Here is a 16,084-nt window from a genome sequence, read left to right on the forward strand (position 1 = left end):
GGTCACACAACGGCGTTGGAGGAAGCGATGACGAAGGACGACGTACTCCACGGCACCGTCGCCGACGGTTTCCGGTCGGTGCGGGAGGAGTTCGCCGCGGTCGCGGCCGAGGAGGGCGGCGACTTCGCCGCGCAGCTCGTGGCGTACCGGCACGGTGAACGAGTCGTGGACCTGTGGACCGGCCCGGAGGTCACCGGTGATTCGCTGCTCGCCGCGTACTCCGCGACCAAGGGCGCCGCGCACCTGGCCGTCGCGCTGCTCGTCCAGGAGGGCGCCCTGGACCTGGACCGGCAGGTCAGCCACGACTGGCCGGAGTTCGGCGTGGCGGGCAAGCGGGACATCACCCTGCGCGACCTGCTCGCGCACCGCGCCGGTCTGGTCGGCGCGGACGCGGGCTTCGCGCTCGACGAGCTGACCGACGACCAGGCCGTCGCCGAACGTCTCGCCGGGCAGCGCCCGTACTGGCGGCCGGGCAGCGCGTTCGGCTACCACGCGCTGGTCATCGCGGCGCTGAGCGGCGAGGTGGTACGGCGCGCCACCGGGCGGACCATTCAGGAGCACTTCGCCGAGCGCATTCGCGATCCGTACGGGGTGGATTTCCATCTCGGTCTGCCGGATGACCAGGAACATCGTTACCTGAGCGCGCAGCCGCTGGTGCCGACTCCCGAGCAGCTGGCCGAGCTGGCCGCGCGCGCGACCCGCCCGAATTCCCTGCCCGGCATCGCGTACAACCGCCATCACCCGCAGAACCCGGAGCTGTGGCAGCTGCCGAACTTCCGGGCGGTACGGGCCGCCGGGCCGGCCTCGTTCGGCGGTGTGGCGTCGGCGCGCGGCATGGCCCGGATGTACGCGGCCGCGACCGGCCCGGTGGACGGGATGGCGCCGCTGCTCAAGCCGGACACCGCGGCCGAGTTCGCGCAGCCCCACTCCATCGGCAACGACCTGGTCAGCCGCCAGTACAAGGCGTTCGGGCTCGGCTTCCACGCCACGTCCGAGGTGTATCCGGCGCTGGGCCAGGGCGCGTTCGGGCACAGCGGCGCGGGCGGCCAGCAGTCGTTCGCCGACCCGCGCAACGGCCTGGCCTACGGCTACACCCGTCGGCGGTTCCCGTTCCCCAACGGCCCGGCCCCGGAGAACGACCGCCTGATCCGCGCCCTGTACGCCGCGGCCGACGGACACCGGTAACCCATAGCGCGAACCCGCAGCCCGCAGCCCGCAGCTCGCAACCGCAGCCCGACCCGCCGCCCCTACTCCTCCACCACCATCGCCGGAGTAGACCGCGTCAGCACCTCGCCCCGGAAGAACGCCGGGCTGCGCCGCCGCATCACCAGCATGAGGGCGAGGCCGAGCAGCAGCAGTCCGACGCCGATGACGAAGACGGAGCCGACGCCGAGGACGGAGCTGCCGGAGCCGTAGGCCGGGTTCCACATGTCGGTGAGGGTCTTGGTGAAGACGGCGGTGAGGAGCAGGCCGCCGAGGGTGGGGAAGACGCCCTTGAAGAGCATGTCGCGGGCGGAGCCGCGCAGTTCGCGGCGGAAGTACCAGGCGCAGGCGAAGGCCGTGATCGCGTAGTAGAAGCAGATCATGAGGCCGAGGGCGTAGATCGTGTCGACGAGGACGTTCTGCGAGAGGAAGGTCATCCCGGCGTAGAAGACGCCGGTGGCGATGCCCGCGGCGACGGTGGCGCGGCCCGGGGAGCGAAAGCGCGGGTGGACGCGGGCGAAGGACGGCGGCAGGGCCTCGTACGCGCTCATCGCCAGGACCGTGCGGGCCACCGGGATGAAGGTGGTCTGGAGGCTGGCGGCGGCGGAGGCGAGGACGGCGACGAAGAGGAGTACGCCGAGGACCGGGCCCATGACGGGGGTGGCGAGGGCGGCGAAGACGTTGTCGGCGGTCTCGGGGTTGCCCAGGCCGGGGCCCTCGGTGCCGACGCCGGAGAACATCTGGGCGGCGACGGCGGTCAGCAGGTACGAGCCGATCAGGACGACCATGGCGAGCAGGGCCGCGCGGCCGGGGGTCTTGGCACTGCCCGCGGTCTCCTCGTTGACGGTCAGGCACGCGTCCCAGCCCCAGAACATGAAGATGGAGAGGGACAGGCCCGCGGTGAAGGCGGAGAAGGACTGGACGGAGAACGGGTTCAGCCAGGCGAGGGAGAAGTGGAGGGAGCCGGTGAAGTCGCCGGAGTCCGCTGTGGCGAAGGCCATGGCTATGAAGACGGCCAGTACGGCGAGTTGGAGGCCGACGAGCGCGTACTGGACGCCTTTGGTGGCGGTCATGCCGCGGTAGCTGACGGCCGTGGCCAGGGCGATGAAGGCCAGGCACGTCAGGACGTGGGCGGCCTTGTTGCCGTCCAGGGCGGCGATGGCGGCGCTGCCGGTGAGTTCGCCGAGCAGGAGGTAGAAGAACGAGGTCGCGACGCCCGCGAGGTTGGACAGGACGATGATCGTGGCGATCACCAGGCCCCAGCCGCACATCCAGCCGACGCGCGGGCCGAACGCCTTCACCGACCAGGTGAAGGACGTACCGCAGTCGGGTACGGCCTTGTTCAGCTCGCGGTAGGCGAAGGCGACCAGCAGCATCGGCAGGAAGCCCGCGAGGAAGACGGCGGGCATCTGGAGGCCGACCTCGCCGACGGTGGGGCCGAGCGTCGAGGTCAGGCAGTAGACGGGGGCGACGGTGGAGACCCCGATGACGGCGCTGCCGAGCAGGCCGACGGAGTTGCCGCTCAGGCCCTTGCCGCGGGTCGCGCCGACGCCGTCACCGGCCGTACCGGCGGCCCTCGTCACCGTGTCTCCGGCCTGGGGCCGGGGGTCTGCCTGAACCATGAACAGGACGTTAAGTGCTGCTGTTTCCGCATCGTGGGGCTGAAGATCCACCCTCGAAGGGAGGGGAAACCTTGGGTTCGGGGGTGGATGGCACCCATCGGCCGAACTTCGGAAGGCCGTTGTCGCGTTACGAGCGGTAACTTGAAGGTGGAACAGCACAGTTCCGGACTGCGGGAACCGCAGCCCTGTCCGCTTCGTCCCGATTCAAAATTTTCCCGTCCGGCCTCGCCCCGGTCTCACCCCGGCCTCACCCCGGCCACACCAGCGCCTGCACCTCGCTGTACGCGTGCAGCGCGTACGAGCCGACGTCCCGCCCCACCCCGCTCCGCTTGAAGCCGCCGAACGGCGCCTCCATGTTCCGGCCGACCGTGTTGACGCCGACGCCGCCCGCCCGCAGCCGCCCCGCCACCCGGAACGCGCGGGCCACGTCCCCGGACCAGACGTAGTCCAGCAGGCCGTAGTCACTGTCGTCGGCGAGCGCCACCGCCTCCTCCTCGTCGTCGAAGGGGAGGACGACGATCACCGGGCCGAAGATCTCCTCCCGGACCACCCGCATGCCGGGAGCGCAGTCGGCGAAGAGGGTGGGGGCCACGTAGAAGCCGCGCGGGAGGGGCGGGCGGTCGCCGCCTGCCACCAGCCGGGCCCCTTCCTTCCTGCCCAGTTCGATGTACGACTCGACGCGGTCGCGGTGCGCGGCGGAGATCACCGGGCCGACGGCCGTGTCCGCCGAAGCCGGGTCGCCGACCTTCAACCGGCCGGCGTACGCGGCCAGCCGCTCCACCAGCCGGTCGTGGATGCCGCGCTGGGCCAGCACGCGCGTCGGCGCCGTACAGATCTGCCCGCTGTAGAAGGAGTACGTGGTGCCGATGCCGGCGACGGCCGCGTCCAGGTCTGCGTCGTCGAAGACCAGCGCGGCGCCCTTGCCGCCCAGCTCCATGAGCTGGCGTTTCATGCCGCGGCCGGACACCTCGGCGATGCGCTGTCCGACGGCCGTGGAGCCGGTGAAGCTGACCATGTCCACGTCCGGCGCGTCGACCGCGGCCTCGCCGACCGCCGGGTCCCTGCCGGTCACCAGGTTCACCACGCCCGGCGGCGCCCCGGCCTCGTCCAGCGCCTCCTGGAGGGCCTCGGTCAGCCGGTGGACGGAGAGCGGGTCCTGCGGCGCGGGCTTGATCACGACGGTGTTGCCCATGGCCAGGGCGGGCGCGATCTTGCCCGCCGGGTTGGCCCAGGGGTTGTTGTAGGAGGTGATGCAGGTGACGACGCCGACGGGGCGGCGCACCGCGAGCGCGCCGAGCACGGCCGCCTTCCCGAACGGGCCCGCCTCGTTGACCTGCGGGGGCAGCGGGGTTTCGACCGGTTCCAGCGCGCCGCGCGCGTACCGCTTCAGACGGGCGACGGCGACGCCCACCTGCATCGCGCGGGCCGTCCCGGCCGTCGCGCCGGTCTCCGCGCGGGCGAGCCGGGCGTACGGGCCGAGGTGGCGCGTCAGGGTCTCGGCGGCGCGTTCCAGCACCCGCGCCCGGGTCGCGGGCGCCGTGCGCGACCAGGGCCCGAACGCCTCGCGCGCCGCGCGGGCCGCCTCGTACACCTGGTCGCGGCCCGCCTCCGCCGCCAGGCCGACGGGCTCTTCGGTCGCCGGGTCGATCACCTCGTAGTGCCCGTGGTCGGGGGCCACCCACTCGCCGCCGATCAACAGCCGCTCGGGCTCGCCGCCGGTCAACAGCCGCTCAGGCGGCCGGGGCGAGGACGAACCCGAAGGCGACCCCGAAGACGAACCCGAAGACGCGCCCCCCGCACTCACCGCGTCCGCACCGTCTCGGTGTCCCGCCCCGACCGCAGGACCGTCCCCGGCACCGCCCCGGTCACCGCCCCGTCCCGTACCGTCTCGACGCCGTTGACCCGTACGCTCACGATCCCGGCCGCCCGCGAGTCCAGCCGCGGGCTGTCCCCCGGCAGGTCGTGCACGAGCGTGGCCGGTCCGGCGTCGATCCGCTCGGGGTCGAAGAGGACCAGGTCGGCGTGGTGGCCGACGGCGATGCGGCCGCGGTCGCGCAGTCCGAAGAGCCGGGCCGGGTCGTCGGTCAGCATCCGTACGGCCTCCTCCAGCGCCACCAGTTTCCGGCCGCGCAGGCAGTCGCCGAGGAAGCGCGTGGTGTACGGGGCGCCGCACATCCGGTCCAGGTGGGCGCCCGCGTCGGAGCCGCCGAGCAGGACGTCCTCGTGCTGCCAGGTGCGCTGCCGCAGCTCCCAGCTGGCCGGGTCGTTGTCGGTGGGCATCGGCCACAGGACGGTGCGCAGTTCGTCCGCGGCGCAGACCTCGACCAGGGTGTGGAAGGGGTCCTGGCCGCGTTCGGCGGCGATGTCGCCGACGACCCGGCCGGACAGGCCCTGGTTGGCGGTGGAGTACGTGTCGCCGATGACGTACCGCCCGAAGTCCGCCAGCCGCCGGAAGACGCCCGCCTCCTTGCTCGCCGCGCGCCGCAGCATCTCCTCCCGTACGGCCGGGTCGCGCAGCCGGGCGATGCGCTCCGGTACGGGCAGGGCGAGGATGTCGCCCCAGCCGGGGATGAGGTTGAGGGCGCAGAAGGTGCGCAGGGACATGTTCATGGGGGTGAGGATCGGCATGGTGAGGGCGACGATCCGGCCGCCTGCCTTACGGGCGCGCTCGCTGGCCTCCAGCTGCCGGGGTACGCGTTCGGGTACGGCCGCGTCGATGGTCAGGACGTTCCAGTTCAGGGGGCGGCCCGCGGCGGCCGACATCTCGACGAGCAGGTCGATCTCCGCGTCCGCGAACTGGTCGAGGCAGCCCGCGACGATCGCCTCCAGCTGGGTGCCTTCGTGGTCGGCGACCGCGCGGGACAGGGCGAGCAGTTCGGCGGGGCGGGCGTGCCGGGAGGCGACGGGTGCGCCGTCGCCGTCGGAGTGGGTCGAGGACTGGGTGGTGGACAGGCCCCAGGCGCCCGCGTCCATCGCGTCGTGGAACAGCCGCAGCATGGCGTCGAGCTGGGCTCCGGTGGGCTGTCCGCCGATGGCGTCCGGGCCCATGACGTGGCGGCGCAGCGCGCAGTGGCCGACCATGAAGCCCGCGTTGACGGCGGTCCGGCCGTCCAGGGCGTCCAGGTATGCGCCGAAGGTGGACCAGTTCCACGGCGCGCCCTGTTCGAGTGCCGCCAGGGACATGCCTTCGACGCGGCTCATCATGCGGCGGGTGTAGTCGGCGTCGGCGGGGCGGTCCGGGTTGAGCGGGGCGAGGGTGAAACCGCAGTTGCCGCCCGCGACGGTGGTGACGCCGTGGTGCATGGAGGGGGTGGCGTAGGGGTCCCAGAAGAGCTGGGCGTCGTAGTGGGTGTGCGGGTCGACGAAGCCGGGTGCGAGGACGAGGCCGTGGGCGTCCTCGGTGGTCCTGGCGGGGTCGGCGATCCGGCCGACGGCGGCGATACGGCCCTGGTGGACGGCGAGGTCGGCCTCGTACGCGGGGGCGCCGGTGCCGTCGACGACGGTGGCGCCCTTGATCAGGTGGTCGAGCATCCCGGGAGGTTCCCTTTCGCTCGGGGGCGGGCTCTTCAGGCGGCGCCCTGCCGGAAGCGGGCCGTCCGGTGGACCGGGTCCGTGTCGATCTTCGGGATCACGTGCTCGCCGATCAGGCGGATGGTGGTGAGGGTGTCCTCGGGTGCGACGCCGATGGGCAGGCCGAAGGAGAGCTGGTCGGCGCCAGCCTGCTCCCAGCGCTTGCACTGGCGGAAGACCTCGTCCGGGTCGCCGCAGATCATCAGCTCCTCGGCGATCAGCAGCTCGATGATCTCCTCGGTGTACTCGGGCAGCAGCTCGGGCCACTCCGGGATGCCCTCGGGGCGCGGGAAGGTGTCGTGGTAGCGGAACAGCAGCGACTGGAGGTAGTTCAGTCCGCCGCCGACCGCGATCTCGACGGCCTTCCGGTGCGTCTCGGCGCAGATGGCGGTGGAGGTCACCATGACGTTGTCGTTGACGTACGCGCCGACCGGCTCGGCGTCCTTCACGGCCGTCTTGTACGACTCGACGACCCACTCCATGTCGGCGACCTTCTGCACGCTGAAGCCGAGCACGCCCAGGCCCTTCTTCCCCGCCATCGCGTACGAGGACGGCGAGCCCGCCGCGTACCACATCGGCGGGTGCGCGGCCCCGTACGGCTTGGGCAGGACCTTGCGCGGCGGCAGCTGCCAGTGCTTGCCCTGGAAGCCCTGGTACTCGTCCTGGAGCCACATCTTCGGGAATTCGGCGATGGTCTCTTCCCACAGTTCCTTGGTGTGGTTCATGTCGGTCACGCCCGGCATGAAGCCGAGGATCTCGTGGCTGCCCGCACCGCGCCCGGTGCCGAACTCGAAGCGCCCGCCGGAGAGGTGGTCGAGCATGGCCGCCTTCTCGGCGACCTTGACGGGGTGGTTGACCGGGGCGAGCGGGTTGAAGATGCCGGAGCCGAGGTGGATGCGCTCGGTGGCGTGGGCGAGGTAGCCCAGGTAGACGTCGTTGGCGGAGAGGTGGGAGTACTCCTCCAGGAAGTGGTGCTCGGAGGCCCACGCGTACTTGAACCCGGACCGGTCGGCCTGGATGACGTACTCGGTCTCCTCCATCAGTGCGTGGTGCTCTGCCTCGGGGTCGACCTTCGCCCGCGCGGCGGGCACATATCCCTGTACGAACAGCCCGAATTCCAAGGGGGTTCACCGTCCCTCGTCCGCCCCGGCGCCATGTCCTGACGCCCCGACCTGACGCCTCGTCAGCTCGCGACGACTGTCGCACCGGGGCGCGGGAGCGTCAATACCTGACGATCCGTCAGGCATCGGCCGCCGGACGGTCTCAGCTGTCGAGGTGCGGCGCCACCTCGGCGCCGAACGCCGCCATCTGGTCGGTCAGTTCCGTACGACTCCGGCTCCGGAACCGTACCTGGATCTGCCGCACACCCATCGCCCCGTACTCGCGCAGGGACTCCGCCAGCCGCTCGGGCGCTCCGGCGAGGGTGCGCCGGCCGACCTCCCACCCGGGCTCGCCGACGTACAGCGGTTCGGTGAGGGCACCGGCCTCGGCGGGCGTACGGATACCGGCCTCCTCGCGCAGCCGCCGCAGCTTCGCGAGCTGCGCCGGGAGCTGGTCCCGGCGGTCGCCCTGCGGCAGCCAGCCGTCACCCCGGACGGCCGCCCGCCGTAAGGCGGCGGGCGACGAGCCGCCCACCCAGACGGGCGGGCGCGGTACCTGTACGGGGCGCGGGCACTGCCCCAGCCCCTCGAAGGCGAATCGTTTCCCCTGATACGAGGGGAACTCCTCCGGCCCCAGAGCCGCCTTCAGCGCGTCCACGGCCTCGTCCAGCAGGGCGCCGCGCCGCGTGAAGTCCACCCCGAGCGCGTCGAACTCCTCCCGCACATGCCCGGCGCCGACACCGAGGATCAACCGCCCGCCCGACAGATGGTCCAGCGTCGCGTACTGCTTCGCGCTGATCAGCGGGTGCTTGAGGCCGACCAGCGCGATGTGGCTGAGCAGCCGTACGCGGGTGGTGGCCGCCGCCAGGTAGGCGAGGGTGGCGACCGGGTCGTACCAGACCGTGCTCATGGCGGCGGCCAGCCGGCGCGGAATGCCGATGTGCTCGCAGCAGGCGAGGTAGGCGAAGCCGTGGCGGTCGGCGGTACGGGCGATCTCGACGAGGTCGGCGGGACCGGCCCCGGCCTCCCACGGCTCCGTGTAGAGGGTGCTCTGCGACTGCACCGGGAGCTGGATGCCGTAGGCCAGCCGCCCTTCGGGCAGCACCCGGACCCCGTCACCGGCGCCGTCACCGCGTGCGCCGCTCCCCGTACCGCTCTCCGCGCCCGTGTACGCGTCCACGTCCACCCCCACCGCGCCCGGCCGGCGGCCCGTCGCCGACGGCTGCCGGTCATGGTGTGGGCTGACGGCCCATCAGGCAAGGGGGCCGGGGGGCCGCGGGTGTCAGGGCCTGCGGTGGGGCGGCATCGAGCAGGCCGCCGTGCCTCCGGGCATCCGGTGCCGGTTGTCGGCGATCAGGCGGTAGACGGCGCGGGCGGCCTGCCGGACCAGCGGCAGGGTCAGCAGCGCGCCGGGCACCGCCCAGCCGCCCCGCGCGCTCATCAGCAGCTTGGCGACCGCCTGCGCGCCGCCGTACACCGTGCCGGCCGGGGTGATCCACAGGACCTCGTGCCCGGCCCGCTCCTCGGTGACGCCCAGCGCCGCCAGGTCGGCGAACTGCCAGGCCGTGATGGTGCAGCGGGGGCGGATGCGGCGCTCGGCGAAGCGCACGCAGGTGGTGCAGAAGCCGCAGTCCCCGTCGTAGACGAGTACGGGTCGGGTGCTCATGCCGTCATCATGCCGGGACGTGCGGGGCGGACCGTCGGCACCCCGGCCCGCCCCGCGCGTCCCGGGAGGGCGCTGTGCCCCGCGCACACCCCGGACGGGCACCGCGCCCCTCAGGGAGGCCCCACCCCACTCAAGAAGGCCCCCCTCAGGAAGCCGCCCCGATCCGCTCCCCCTCGTCCGCCGCCGCCCGCAGCAGCAGGTCCGCCAGTTCGCCGGGGCGGGACAGCATGGGCCAGTGCCCGGTGTCGAGGTCGAAGAAGCCGACCCGGGGGTCGGCGAGCGCCGCGAAGCGCGGGTCCCCGGTGGCCACCAGGGCGCGGACGGCCGCGGTGCTGGTGACGTTGCGCGTGCAGAAGATGCCGGTCGTGGGCAGTCCGGCGGCGGCGCCGGTCAGCCGTACCGGCTGGGTGAGGGTGGCCAGCGGCTGCGGTGCGGCGAGGCGGGCCAGCCGGTCCATGCCTTCCTTGGAGATGCCGTCCAGGCTGCCCCAGATCTCCGTCTCCTCGAACGCGGGCGGCGGCAGCCGCCAGCCGTCGCCGTGTTCCTGGGCGCGGCGCCGCAGCCGTTCCCGTACGGCGGGGTCGGGCAGCGCGTCGAGGACGGCGTCGCCGTCGTGGGGCAGGCCCGCGTCCACGAACACGATGCGGGCGATGCGGTCCGGGTCGCGGTCGGCGGCGGCGAGGGCCGGGTAGCTGCCGTAGCAGTGGCCGACGAGCACGGTCTCGCCCGCCTCGTCCGGCTCCCCCGCGCCCACGTGGTCCAGTACCTGCACCACGTCCTCGATGTGGGTGTTCAGGTCGGTGCCGGGGCCCGACAGGTGGCGGCGGTCCCCCATCCCGGTCAGGGTCACCGGATGCGCCCGGTGTCCCGCCGCGCGCAGGTGGTCCGCCACCTCCTGCCAGATCCACCCTCCGGTGTACCCGCCCGACACCAGCACGAACATCGTCATGTGCGTCACCTCCAGGCCCCCGCGGAGCACGTCCCGTGCGGCGGCGTGCCGCGCGCGGCACGGACCGTGCGGGCGGCCCGTTCGTGGCCGCCCGTCCCATCGTGACCGCCCGGCCGCCCGCGCGGGGAGGTTCCGGGCATACGGATCGCCGCGCCGCGGGGCCGGGGCCGCCGGAGGCGCCCTACGCCCCCGTGCCCGCCCACAGTCCGTCTGGGGTCAGCCCGAGCAGCTCGATGGCGTTGCCGCGGACGATCCGCTCGACCACGTCGGGCGCCAGGTGGCCCATCTGGGTCTCGCCGACCTCCTTCGACCGCGGCCAGGTGGAGTCGGAGTGCGGGTAGTCGGTCTCGTACAGGACGTTGCCGACGCCGATCGCGTCCAGGTTGCGCAGGCCGAAGGCGTCGTCGAAGAAGCAGCCGTACACGTGCCCGGCGAAGAGTTCGGACGGCGGCCGCAGGACCTTGTCGGCGACGCCGCCCCAGCCGCGGTTCTCCTCCCAGACCACGTCGGCGCGCTCCAGGATGTACGGGATCCATCCGATCTGCCCCTCCGCGTACATGATCCTCAGCCGGGGGAAGCGGTCGAAGGCTCCGCTCATCAGCCAGTCGACCATCGAGAAGCAGCAGTTGGCGAAGGTGATCGTGGAGCCGACGGCGGGCGGCGCGTCGGCGGAGGTGGACGGCATCCTGCTGGAGGAGCCGATGTGCATGGCGATGACGGTGCCGGTCTCCTCGCAGGCGCGCAGGAAGGGGTCCCAGTCGCCGGTGTGGATGCTGGGCAGCCCCAGATGTGGCGGAATCTCGCTGAAGCAGACTGCCCGTACGCCCCGTTCCGCGTTCCGGCGCACCTCCCGCGCGGCCAGCTCCGCGTCCCACAACGGGACGAGGGTGAGCGGTATGAGGCGTCCGCCCGCCGCCGGGCCGCACCACTCCTCCACCATCCAGTCGTTGTACGCGCGCACGCCCAGCAGCCCCAGTTCGCGGTCCTTGGCCTCGGTGAAGGTCTGGCCGCAGAAGCGCGGGAACGTGGGGAAGCACAGGGCCGACTGGACGTGGTTGACGTCCATGTCGGCGAGTCGCTCCGGGACGCTGAAGGAGCCGGGGCGCATCTGCTCGTAGGTGATGCCTTCGAGCCTGATGTCGTCGCGGGCGCAGCCGACGGCGGTGTCCAGGCGGGTCAGCGGGCGGTGGAGGTCCTCGTAGACCCACCAGTCGGCGAGCGGGCCCTCGTCTCCCGGGCGGCCCATCTTCGGCGCGAACCTGCCGCCGACGAACGACATCTCCTTCACCGGTGCCCGGACGATTCGGGGACCGATGTCGTGATATTTCGAGGGGAGACGGTCCTGCCAGACCCGAGGGGGCTCCACCGTGTGGTCGTCCACCGAGATTATCTTCGGAAAACTCTCCATGTTTTTACCGTAGCGCCGAACTGACGGTCCGTCAGCAAAGCTGGGGCGTGAGGGGTACGTGCAGGTAACACCGTTCCGCATCCTGGCCGGGCGCCACGCGGCCGCGCAGGCGGCTGAGCAGCGAAGCTCGCTCCCGCGCCCGCGCCCGGACCGCGCACGGGCAGCTGCACGCGCATCCGCACGGGAATCCACACCCGTCCCCGGCCCGGCTCCCCACCCGCCGCACAGCCGAACACCAGCCCGAACACCGGGCGTGGAGAGACCGTGCTGAGACTGGACCCCTACTGACGTAAGGGGCTACGACAAGGCAGACTGGCCGATGCGAACGAAGTGCACAGGGCAGGGGGACACCATGGACGACGGTCCGGGGCAGGGCCAGGAGCGGCTCCGCTTCACCGTGCTCGGTCCCGTACGGGCCTGGCGCGGTGCGACGCCACTGGCGGCCGGCTCCCCGCAGCAGCGCGCGCTGCTGGCCGCCCTTCTCCTGCGGGGCGGACGCACCGCCACCGCGTCCGAACTCGTCGACGCCCTCTGGGGCGATGAACCACCGCACGCCGCTCTCGCGGCGCTGCGCACGTACGCCTCACGCATCCGCAAAGCACTCGGCGCCGACGCGGACACCCTGGTCAGCGAGTCCGGCGGCTATGCGCTCCGGCCGGTGGACAGCCACCCGCTCGACCTGGACATGGACCACGCCGAGCAGTACGCGGCCGAGGCCGAGAAGGCCAAGGCGTCCGGTGACCGCTGCCACGCCCGGGACCTCCTGGACTCCGCGCTGGCGCTGTGGGACGGCGAGCCGCTCGCCAGCCTCGCCGGGCCCTACGCGGAGAACCAGCGCACCCGCCTGGAGGAGTGGCGCCTGTCCCTCATGGAGACGCGCCTGGAGCTCGACCTGGAACTGGGCTGCCACGGCGAGGCCGTCTCGGAGCTGACCGCGCTGACCGCCGCGCACCCGCTGCGCGAGCGGCTGCGAGAACTCCTCATGCTCGCGCTGTACCGCAGCGGCCGGCAGGCCGAGGCACTCGCCGTATACGCCGACACGCGGCGTCTGCTCGCCGATGAGCTGGGAGTGGACCCCTGCGCGTCGCTCTCCGAACTCCAGCAGCGCATCCTGCGCGCGGACACGGAGCTGGACGCGCCCGCCATGCCGCCCGACGCCCTGGCCCCCGGCGAGCCCGTCTTCGTACGTCCTCAGCAACTTCCGGCCACCGTCGCCGACTTCACCGGCCGGGCCGCCTTCGTCACGGAACTGAGCGAGCAGCTCGCCACCGCCGAGGGCCGGGTGATGGCCGTGTCGGCGCTCACCGGCATCGGCGGCGTCGGCAAGACCACCCTCGCCGTCCACGTCGCGCACGCCGCCCACACGCACTTCCCGGACGGCCAGCTGTACGTGGACCTCCAGGGCGCCGGGCACTCCCCTTCCGACCCGGAAGCGGTGCTGGGCGCCTTCCTGCGCGCGCTGGGCACGCCGGGCGCCGCCATCCCCGACGGCATCGAGGAGCGGGCCGCCCTCTACCGCTCGGCCCTCGCCGGACGCCGGGTGCTCGCCCTCCTCGACAACGCCCGCGACGCCGCCCAGGTCCGCCCGCTGCTGCCCGGTACGGACGGCTGCGCGGCGCTGATCACCAGCCGGGTCCGGATGATAGACCTGGCCGGCGCGCACCTGGTCGACCTGGACGTGATGAGCCCTGACGAAGCGTTCACCCTCTTCGCGCTCATCGTCGGCGAGGAGCGCGTGAACGCCGAGCGCGAGGCGTCCCTGGACGTGGTCGGCGCCTGCGGCTTCCTGCCGCTGGCCATCCGTATCGCCGCGTCCCGGCTCGCCGCCCGCCGCACCTGGACCGTCTCCGTCCTCGCCCGCAAGCTGGCCGACGAGCGCCGCAGGCTCGACGAGCTGCGCGCCGGCGACCTCGCCGTGAACTCCACCTTCGAGCTGGGCTACAAGCAGCTGGAGCCCCGGCAGGCACGGGCCTTCCGGCTGCTCGGCCTCGCCGACGGACCCGACATCTCGCTCGCCGCCGCGGCCGCGCTGCTCGACATGGAGCCCGACGACGCCGAGGAACTCCTCGAAACGCTCGTCGACACCTCCCTCCTGGAGTCCGCCGCCCCCGGCCGCTACCGCTTCCACGACCTCGTCCGCCTCTACGCCCGCTCCTGCGCCGAACGCGACGAACAGCCGCCGGAGGAGCGCCAGGCGGCCCTGTCCCGGCTGCTGGACTTCTACCTGGCCACCGCCACCCACATGTACGCGCTGGAGCGCCCCGGCGACCGGCTGTCCGACCACACCGAGACGCCGCAGTACCCCGGCCTGATCTTCACCGACCGCTCCGAGGCACTGAGCTGGCTCTTCAGCGAGACCCGCTGCCTGATCGCCTGCGCGCTGCAGAACACCGGCGAGAAGGTGCTGCGGCGCGCCGTCGACCTGATGCTGCTGACCCGGGACATGGCCGAGTCCGGGGCCAACAACCGCCAGTACGAGCAGGCCGACCTCACCCTGCTCGCCGCCGCGCGCCGGGCCGGCGACCAGCACGCGGAGGCCCGCGCCCACTGGGCGCTGTCGCCCTTCTACCTCCAGTCCGGCCGGCTCGACGAGGCCGACGAGCACGCGAAGCTGGCCACCCTGCTGGGGATCGCCGCCGGTGACTCTTTCTCGGCCTCCAACGGCCCGAACGACCGGGGCATCATCGCCAGCATCCAGCAGCGCCACGAGGCGGCGGAGGGCTACCTGAACCAGGGACTGCTCGCCTTCCGCGAGACCAGGAACAAGCAGTCCGAGGCGAGCGCGCTGTGCAACCTCTCGCGCCTGCACCTGGACACCGGGCGCGTCGAGAGCGCCATCCAGCTCGCCGAGCAGGGCGCCGCCTGCTACCAGGAGGCCGGGGCCTCCCGCCGCCTCGGCAACGGCATGTACGCGCTCGGTATGGCGCTGACCCGCGCCGGCAGACTCGACGAGGCCACCCAGCAGCTGACCGAGGCGCTCGCCATCTTCCGTGACAGCCGCCAGCGGTTCTGGGAGGGCATGACCTACCTCCGGCTCGCCGAGGTGGACCTCGCGGCCCACCGCCCGGCCAACGCGGCCAACTACGCCGAGCAGGCGCTGTCCGCCCTGCGGGGCCTCGGCGGCGGCCGCTGGCGGGCCGACGCCCTGACGACGCTGGGGCACGCCCTGAACCAGATAGGGCACACCGGCCGCGCGAAGGTCTGCTGGCAGGAAGTCGTGTCCATTCACGAACAGATGGGCCTGCCCGTGGACGGCGAGATACACCATCACACCGCCCCTGTCGCGCTGGTATAAAAGCCGCCCCGACCGCGGGCTTCAGGCGTTTATCGATCGTTCATCGCGAGGGGCCACTCTTCTAATTACCGATCCGCCGCCTCGGGGGGCAAGCGGCTCGGTGACCAGGCCCCACCGCAAGGTGCACGGCCATGGTCCACCCGTCCGGCGACCCACGGGGGAGTTGCCGGCCGGGTGGGCCGACTGCGCCCACACAACGGAGTTGATCACCGTGAGCTCTCAGAATCAGGCTCGAAAGGACGACGACAGGGACATCGTCAAACCGCTGGACAGCACGCGTCCCATTCAGCCGCAGGACAGCACGCGTCCCATTCAGCCGCAGGACAGTAACCGTCCGATTCAGCCCATGGACACGAACCGTCCTATCCAGCCCCAGGACAGCAACCGTCCGATCCAGCCGCTGGACACCAACCGACCGATCCAGCCGCCGGACACCAACCGGCCCGCGCCGCCCCAGGACGGCAACCGGCCCATCCAGCCGCTGGACACCAACCGGCCGATCCAGCCGCCGGACACCAACCGGCCGGTGCCGCCTCAGGACGGCAACCGGTCCATCACCGAACCGAAGTAGCGCAGCCTCCCGTACGGGCGGGCCACGGGGGAACAGAGGGCCCGCCCGTGCGGAGAGCACCACCTAAGACCCACTGCGGTATCGGCGGTCCGGGGGATCGGGGGATCCGGGGGGACCGCTGAACCGGGGATCGGGGGATCCGGGGGGATCCGGGGGATCGCGGGGGCCGGTTTCGATGGCACCGAGGGGGAGCCATCGAAGCCGGTCCCCGCGGCATACCCACAGCACGGCCACAGCACTGCCACAGGTAATTCCCCCAGTTTTACGGCTGGTTACAGCCGAGGGGATCGAACACACGCCTCACCAGAAGTTAGCGTCACTCACAAGGGATTCCCCCACAGAGGAGTTGTCATGAGCCCTATCAAGCGCACCCTCGTCGCGCTCGCCTGCACCGCTGCGGTGGCGGGCGCGGCGGCGTCTCCGGCACTGGCCGCCGGCCGGGCCGCCGACGGACCCGCCGGTGTCAGCGTTCAGGACAACAACCGGCCGATACCCGGCAACCGTTCCGTGGCCGCGGACAACAACCGCCCCGGCCCCTCTGAACGTTCCGTGGCGCCGGACAACAACCGGCCCGACGCGGCGCAGGACAACAACCGGCCGACCACCGGTGCTCTCGTGGCCTCGGACAACAACCGCCCGTGACGGCCGGCCCGTTGCGGGCCGGAGCACGGACGCCGGGGGCCGGGCCGGGTGGGGCCGG

Annotated in this window: 12 protein-coding genes; 4 read left to right on the forward strand and 8 right to left on the reverse strand. The window is 72.5% G+C overall.

Translation table 11 applies throughout. The features are described from left to right. Positions 1-27: 27 nt before the first annotated feature. Positions 28-1,185 (forward strand): serine hydrolase domain-containing protein, encoded by a 1,158-nt coding sequence (locus A6A06_RS17955; RefSeq protein WP_073762317.1) that lies wholly within the window; start codon positions 28-30, stop codon positions 1,183-1,185. Between the two features lie 62 nt (positions 1,186-1,247). Here A6A06_RS17955 and A6A06_RS17960 read toward each other — a convergent pair whose 3' ends face one another. The 8 genes from A6A06_RS17960 to A6A06_RS17995 all read right to left on the reverse strand — a co-directional run bounded on the left by A6A06_RS17960 (position 1,248) and on the right by A6A06_RS17995 (position 11,518). Continuing rightward, a complete protein-coding gene (locus A6A06_RS17960; protein ID WP_073762318.1) occupies positions 1,248-2,825 on the reverse strand; it encodes an APC family permease in 1,578 nt (525 codons plus the stop codon). A gap of 247 nt (positions 2,826-3,072) precedes the next feature. Continuing rightward, entirely contained in the window at positions 3,073-4,548 is a 1,476-nt protein-coding gene (locus tag A6A06_RS17965) for an aldehyde dehydrogenase family protein (RefSeq protein WP_073762319.1), read from the reverse strand. A 77-nt stretch (positions 4,549-4,625) separates the two neighbouring features. After that, positions 4,626-6,356: an N-acyl-D-amino-acid deacylase family protein gene (locus A6A06_RS17970; RefSeq protein ID WP_073762320.1), complete on the reverse strand. Its 1,731-nt coding sequence runs from the start codon at positions 6,354-6,356 to the stop codon at positions 4,626-4,628. Between the two features lie 35 nt (positions 6,357-6,391). Then, on the reverse strand, positions 6,392-7,516 hold the full coding sequence (locus tag A6A06_RS17975; protein ID WP_073762321.1) for an LLM class flavin-dependent oxidoreductase: 1,125 nt from the start codon (positions 7,514-7,516) through the stop codon (positions 6,392-6,394). Positions 7,517-7,658: 142 nt separating this feature from the next. Further along, entirely contained in the window at positions 7,659-8,600 is a 942-nt protein-coding gene (locus A6A06_RS17980) for a TIGR03619 family F420-dependent LLM class oxidoreductase (protein WP_199930962.1), read from the reverse strand. A gap of 177 nt (positions 8,601-8,777) precedes the next feature. After that, positions 8,778-9,161 (reverse strand): thiol-disulfide oxidoreductase DCC family protein, encoded by a 384-nt coding sequence (locus A6A06_RS17985; RefSeq protein ID WP_073762322.1) that lies wholly within the window; start codon positions 9,159-9,161, stop codon positions 8,778-8,780. 145 nt (positions 9,162-9,306) lie between these two features. Then, on the reverse strand, positions 9,307-10,110 hold the full coding sequence (locus A6A06_RS17990; RefSeq protein ID WP_073762323.1) for an alpha/beta fold hydrolase: 804 nt from the start codon (positions 10,108-10,110) through the stop codon (positions 9,307-9,309). Positions 10,111-10,291: 181 nt separating this feature from the next. Continuing rightward, on the reverse strand, positions 10,292-11,518 hold the full coding sequence (locus tag A6A06_RS17995; protein WP_073762324.1) for an amidohydrolase family protein: 1,227 nt from the start codon (positions 11,516-11,518) through the stop codon (positions 10,292-10,294). A 352-nt stretch (positions 11,519-11,870) separates the two neighbouring features. On the opposite strand from A6A06_RS17995, the gene A6A06_RS18000 reads away from it, so the two are divergent. The 3 genes from A6A06_RS18000 (at position 11,871) to A6A06_RS18010 (ending at position 16,026) form a co-directional block, all read left to right on the forward strand. Further along, complete coding sequence (locus A6A06_RS18000; protein ID WP_073762325.1) at positions 11,871-14,813, forward strand: AfsR/SARP family transcriptional regulator; 2,943 nt, start codon at positions 11,871-11,873, stop codon at positions 14,811-14,813. Between the two features lie 211 nt (positions 14,814-15,024). Continuing rightward, on the forward strand, positions 15,025-15,384 hold the full coding sequence (locus A6A06_RS18005) for a laminin G (protein ID WP_073762338.1): 360 nt from the start codon (positions 15,025-15,027) through the stop codon (positions 15,382-15,384). A gap of 351 nt (positions 15,385-15,735) precedes the next feature. Next, a complete protein-coding gene (locus tag A6A06_RS18010) occupies positions 15,736-16,026 on the forward strand; it encodes a hypothetical protein (RefSeq protein ID WP_073762326.1) in 291 nt (96 codons plus the stop codon). Positions 16,027-16,084 lie beyond the last annotated feature (58 nt).

Source organism: Streptomyces sp. CB02923 (genome assembly GCF_001905005.1).
Classification (GTDB): Bacteria; Actinomycetota; Actinomycetes; order Streptomycetales; family Streptomycetaceae; genus Streptomyces.

What these genes read in the sequence shown, in the direction of transcription:
- A6A06_RS17955 (WP_073762317.1), top strand. Translation starts at nt 28, where the DNA reads ATGACGAAGGACGACGTACTCCACGGCACCGTCGCCGACGGTTTCCGG.
- A6A06_RS17960 (WP_073762318.1), bottom strand. Translation starts at nt 2,825, where the DNA reads ATGGTTCAGGCAGACCCCCGGCCCCAGGCCGGAGACACGGTGACGAGG.
- A6A06_RS17970 (WP_073762320.1), bottom strand. Translation starts at nt 6,356, where the DNA reads ATGCTCGACCACCTGATCAAGGGCGCCACCGTCGTCGACGGCACCGGC.
- A6A06_RS17985 (WP_073762322.1), bottom strand. Translation starts at nt 9,161, where the DNA reads ATGAGCACCCGACCCGTACTCGTCTACGACGGGGACTGCGGCTTCTGC.
- A6A06_RS17990 (WP_073762323.1), bottom strand. Translation starts at nt 10,110, where the DNA reads ATGACGATGTTCGTGCTGGTGTCGGGCGGGTACACCGGAGGGTGGATC.
- A6A06_RS17995 (WP_073762324.1), bottom strand. Translation starts at nt 11,518, where the DNA reads ATGGAGAGTTTTCCGAAGATAATCTCGGTGGACGACCACACGGTGGAG.
- A6A06_RS18000 (WP_073762325.1), top strand. Translation starts at nt 11,871, where the DNA reads ATGGACGACGGTCCGGGGCAGGGCCAGGAGCGGCTCCGCTTCACCGTG.
- A6A06_RS18010 (WP_073762326.1), top strand. Translation starts at nt 15,736, where the DNA reads ATGAGCCCTATCAAGCGCACCCTCGTCGCGCTCGCCTGCACCGCTGCG.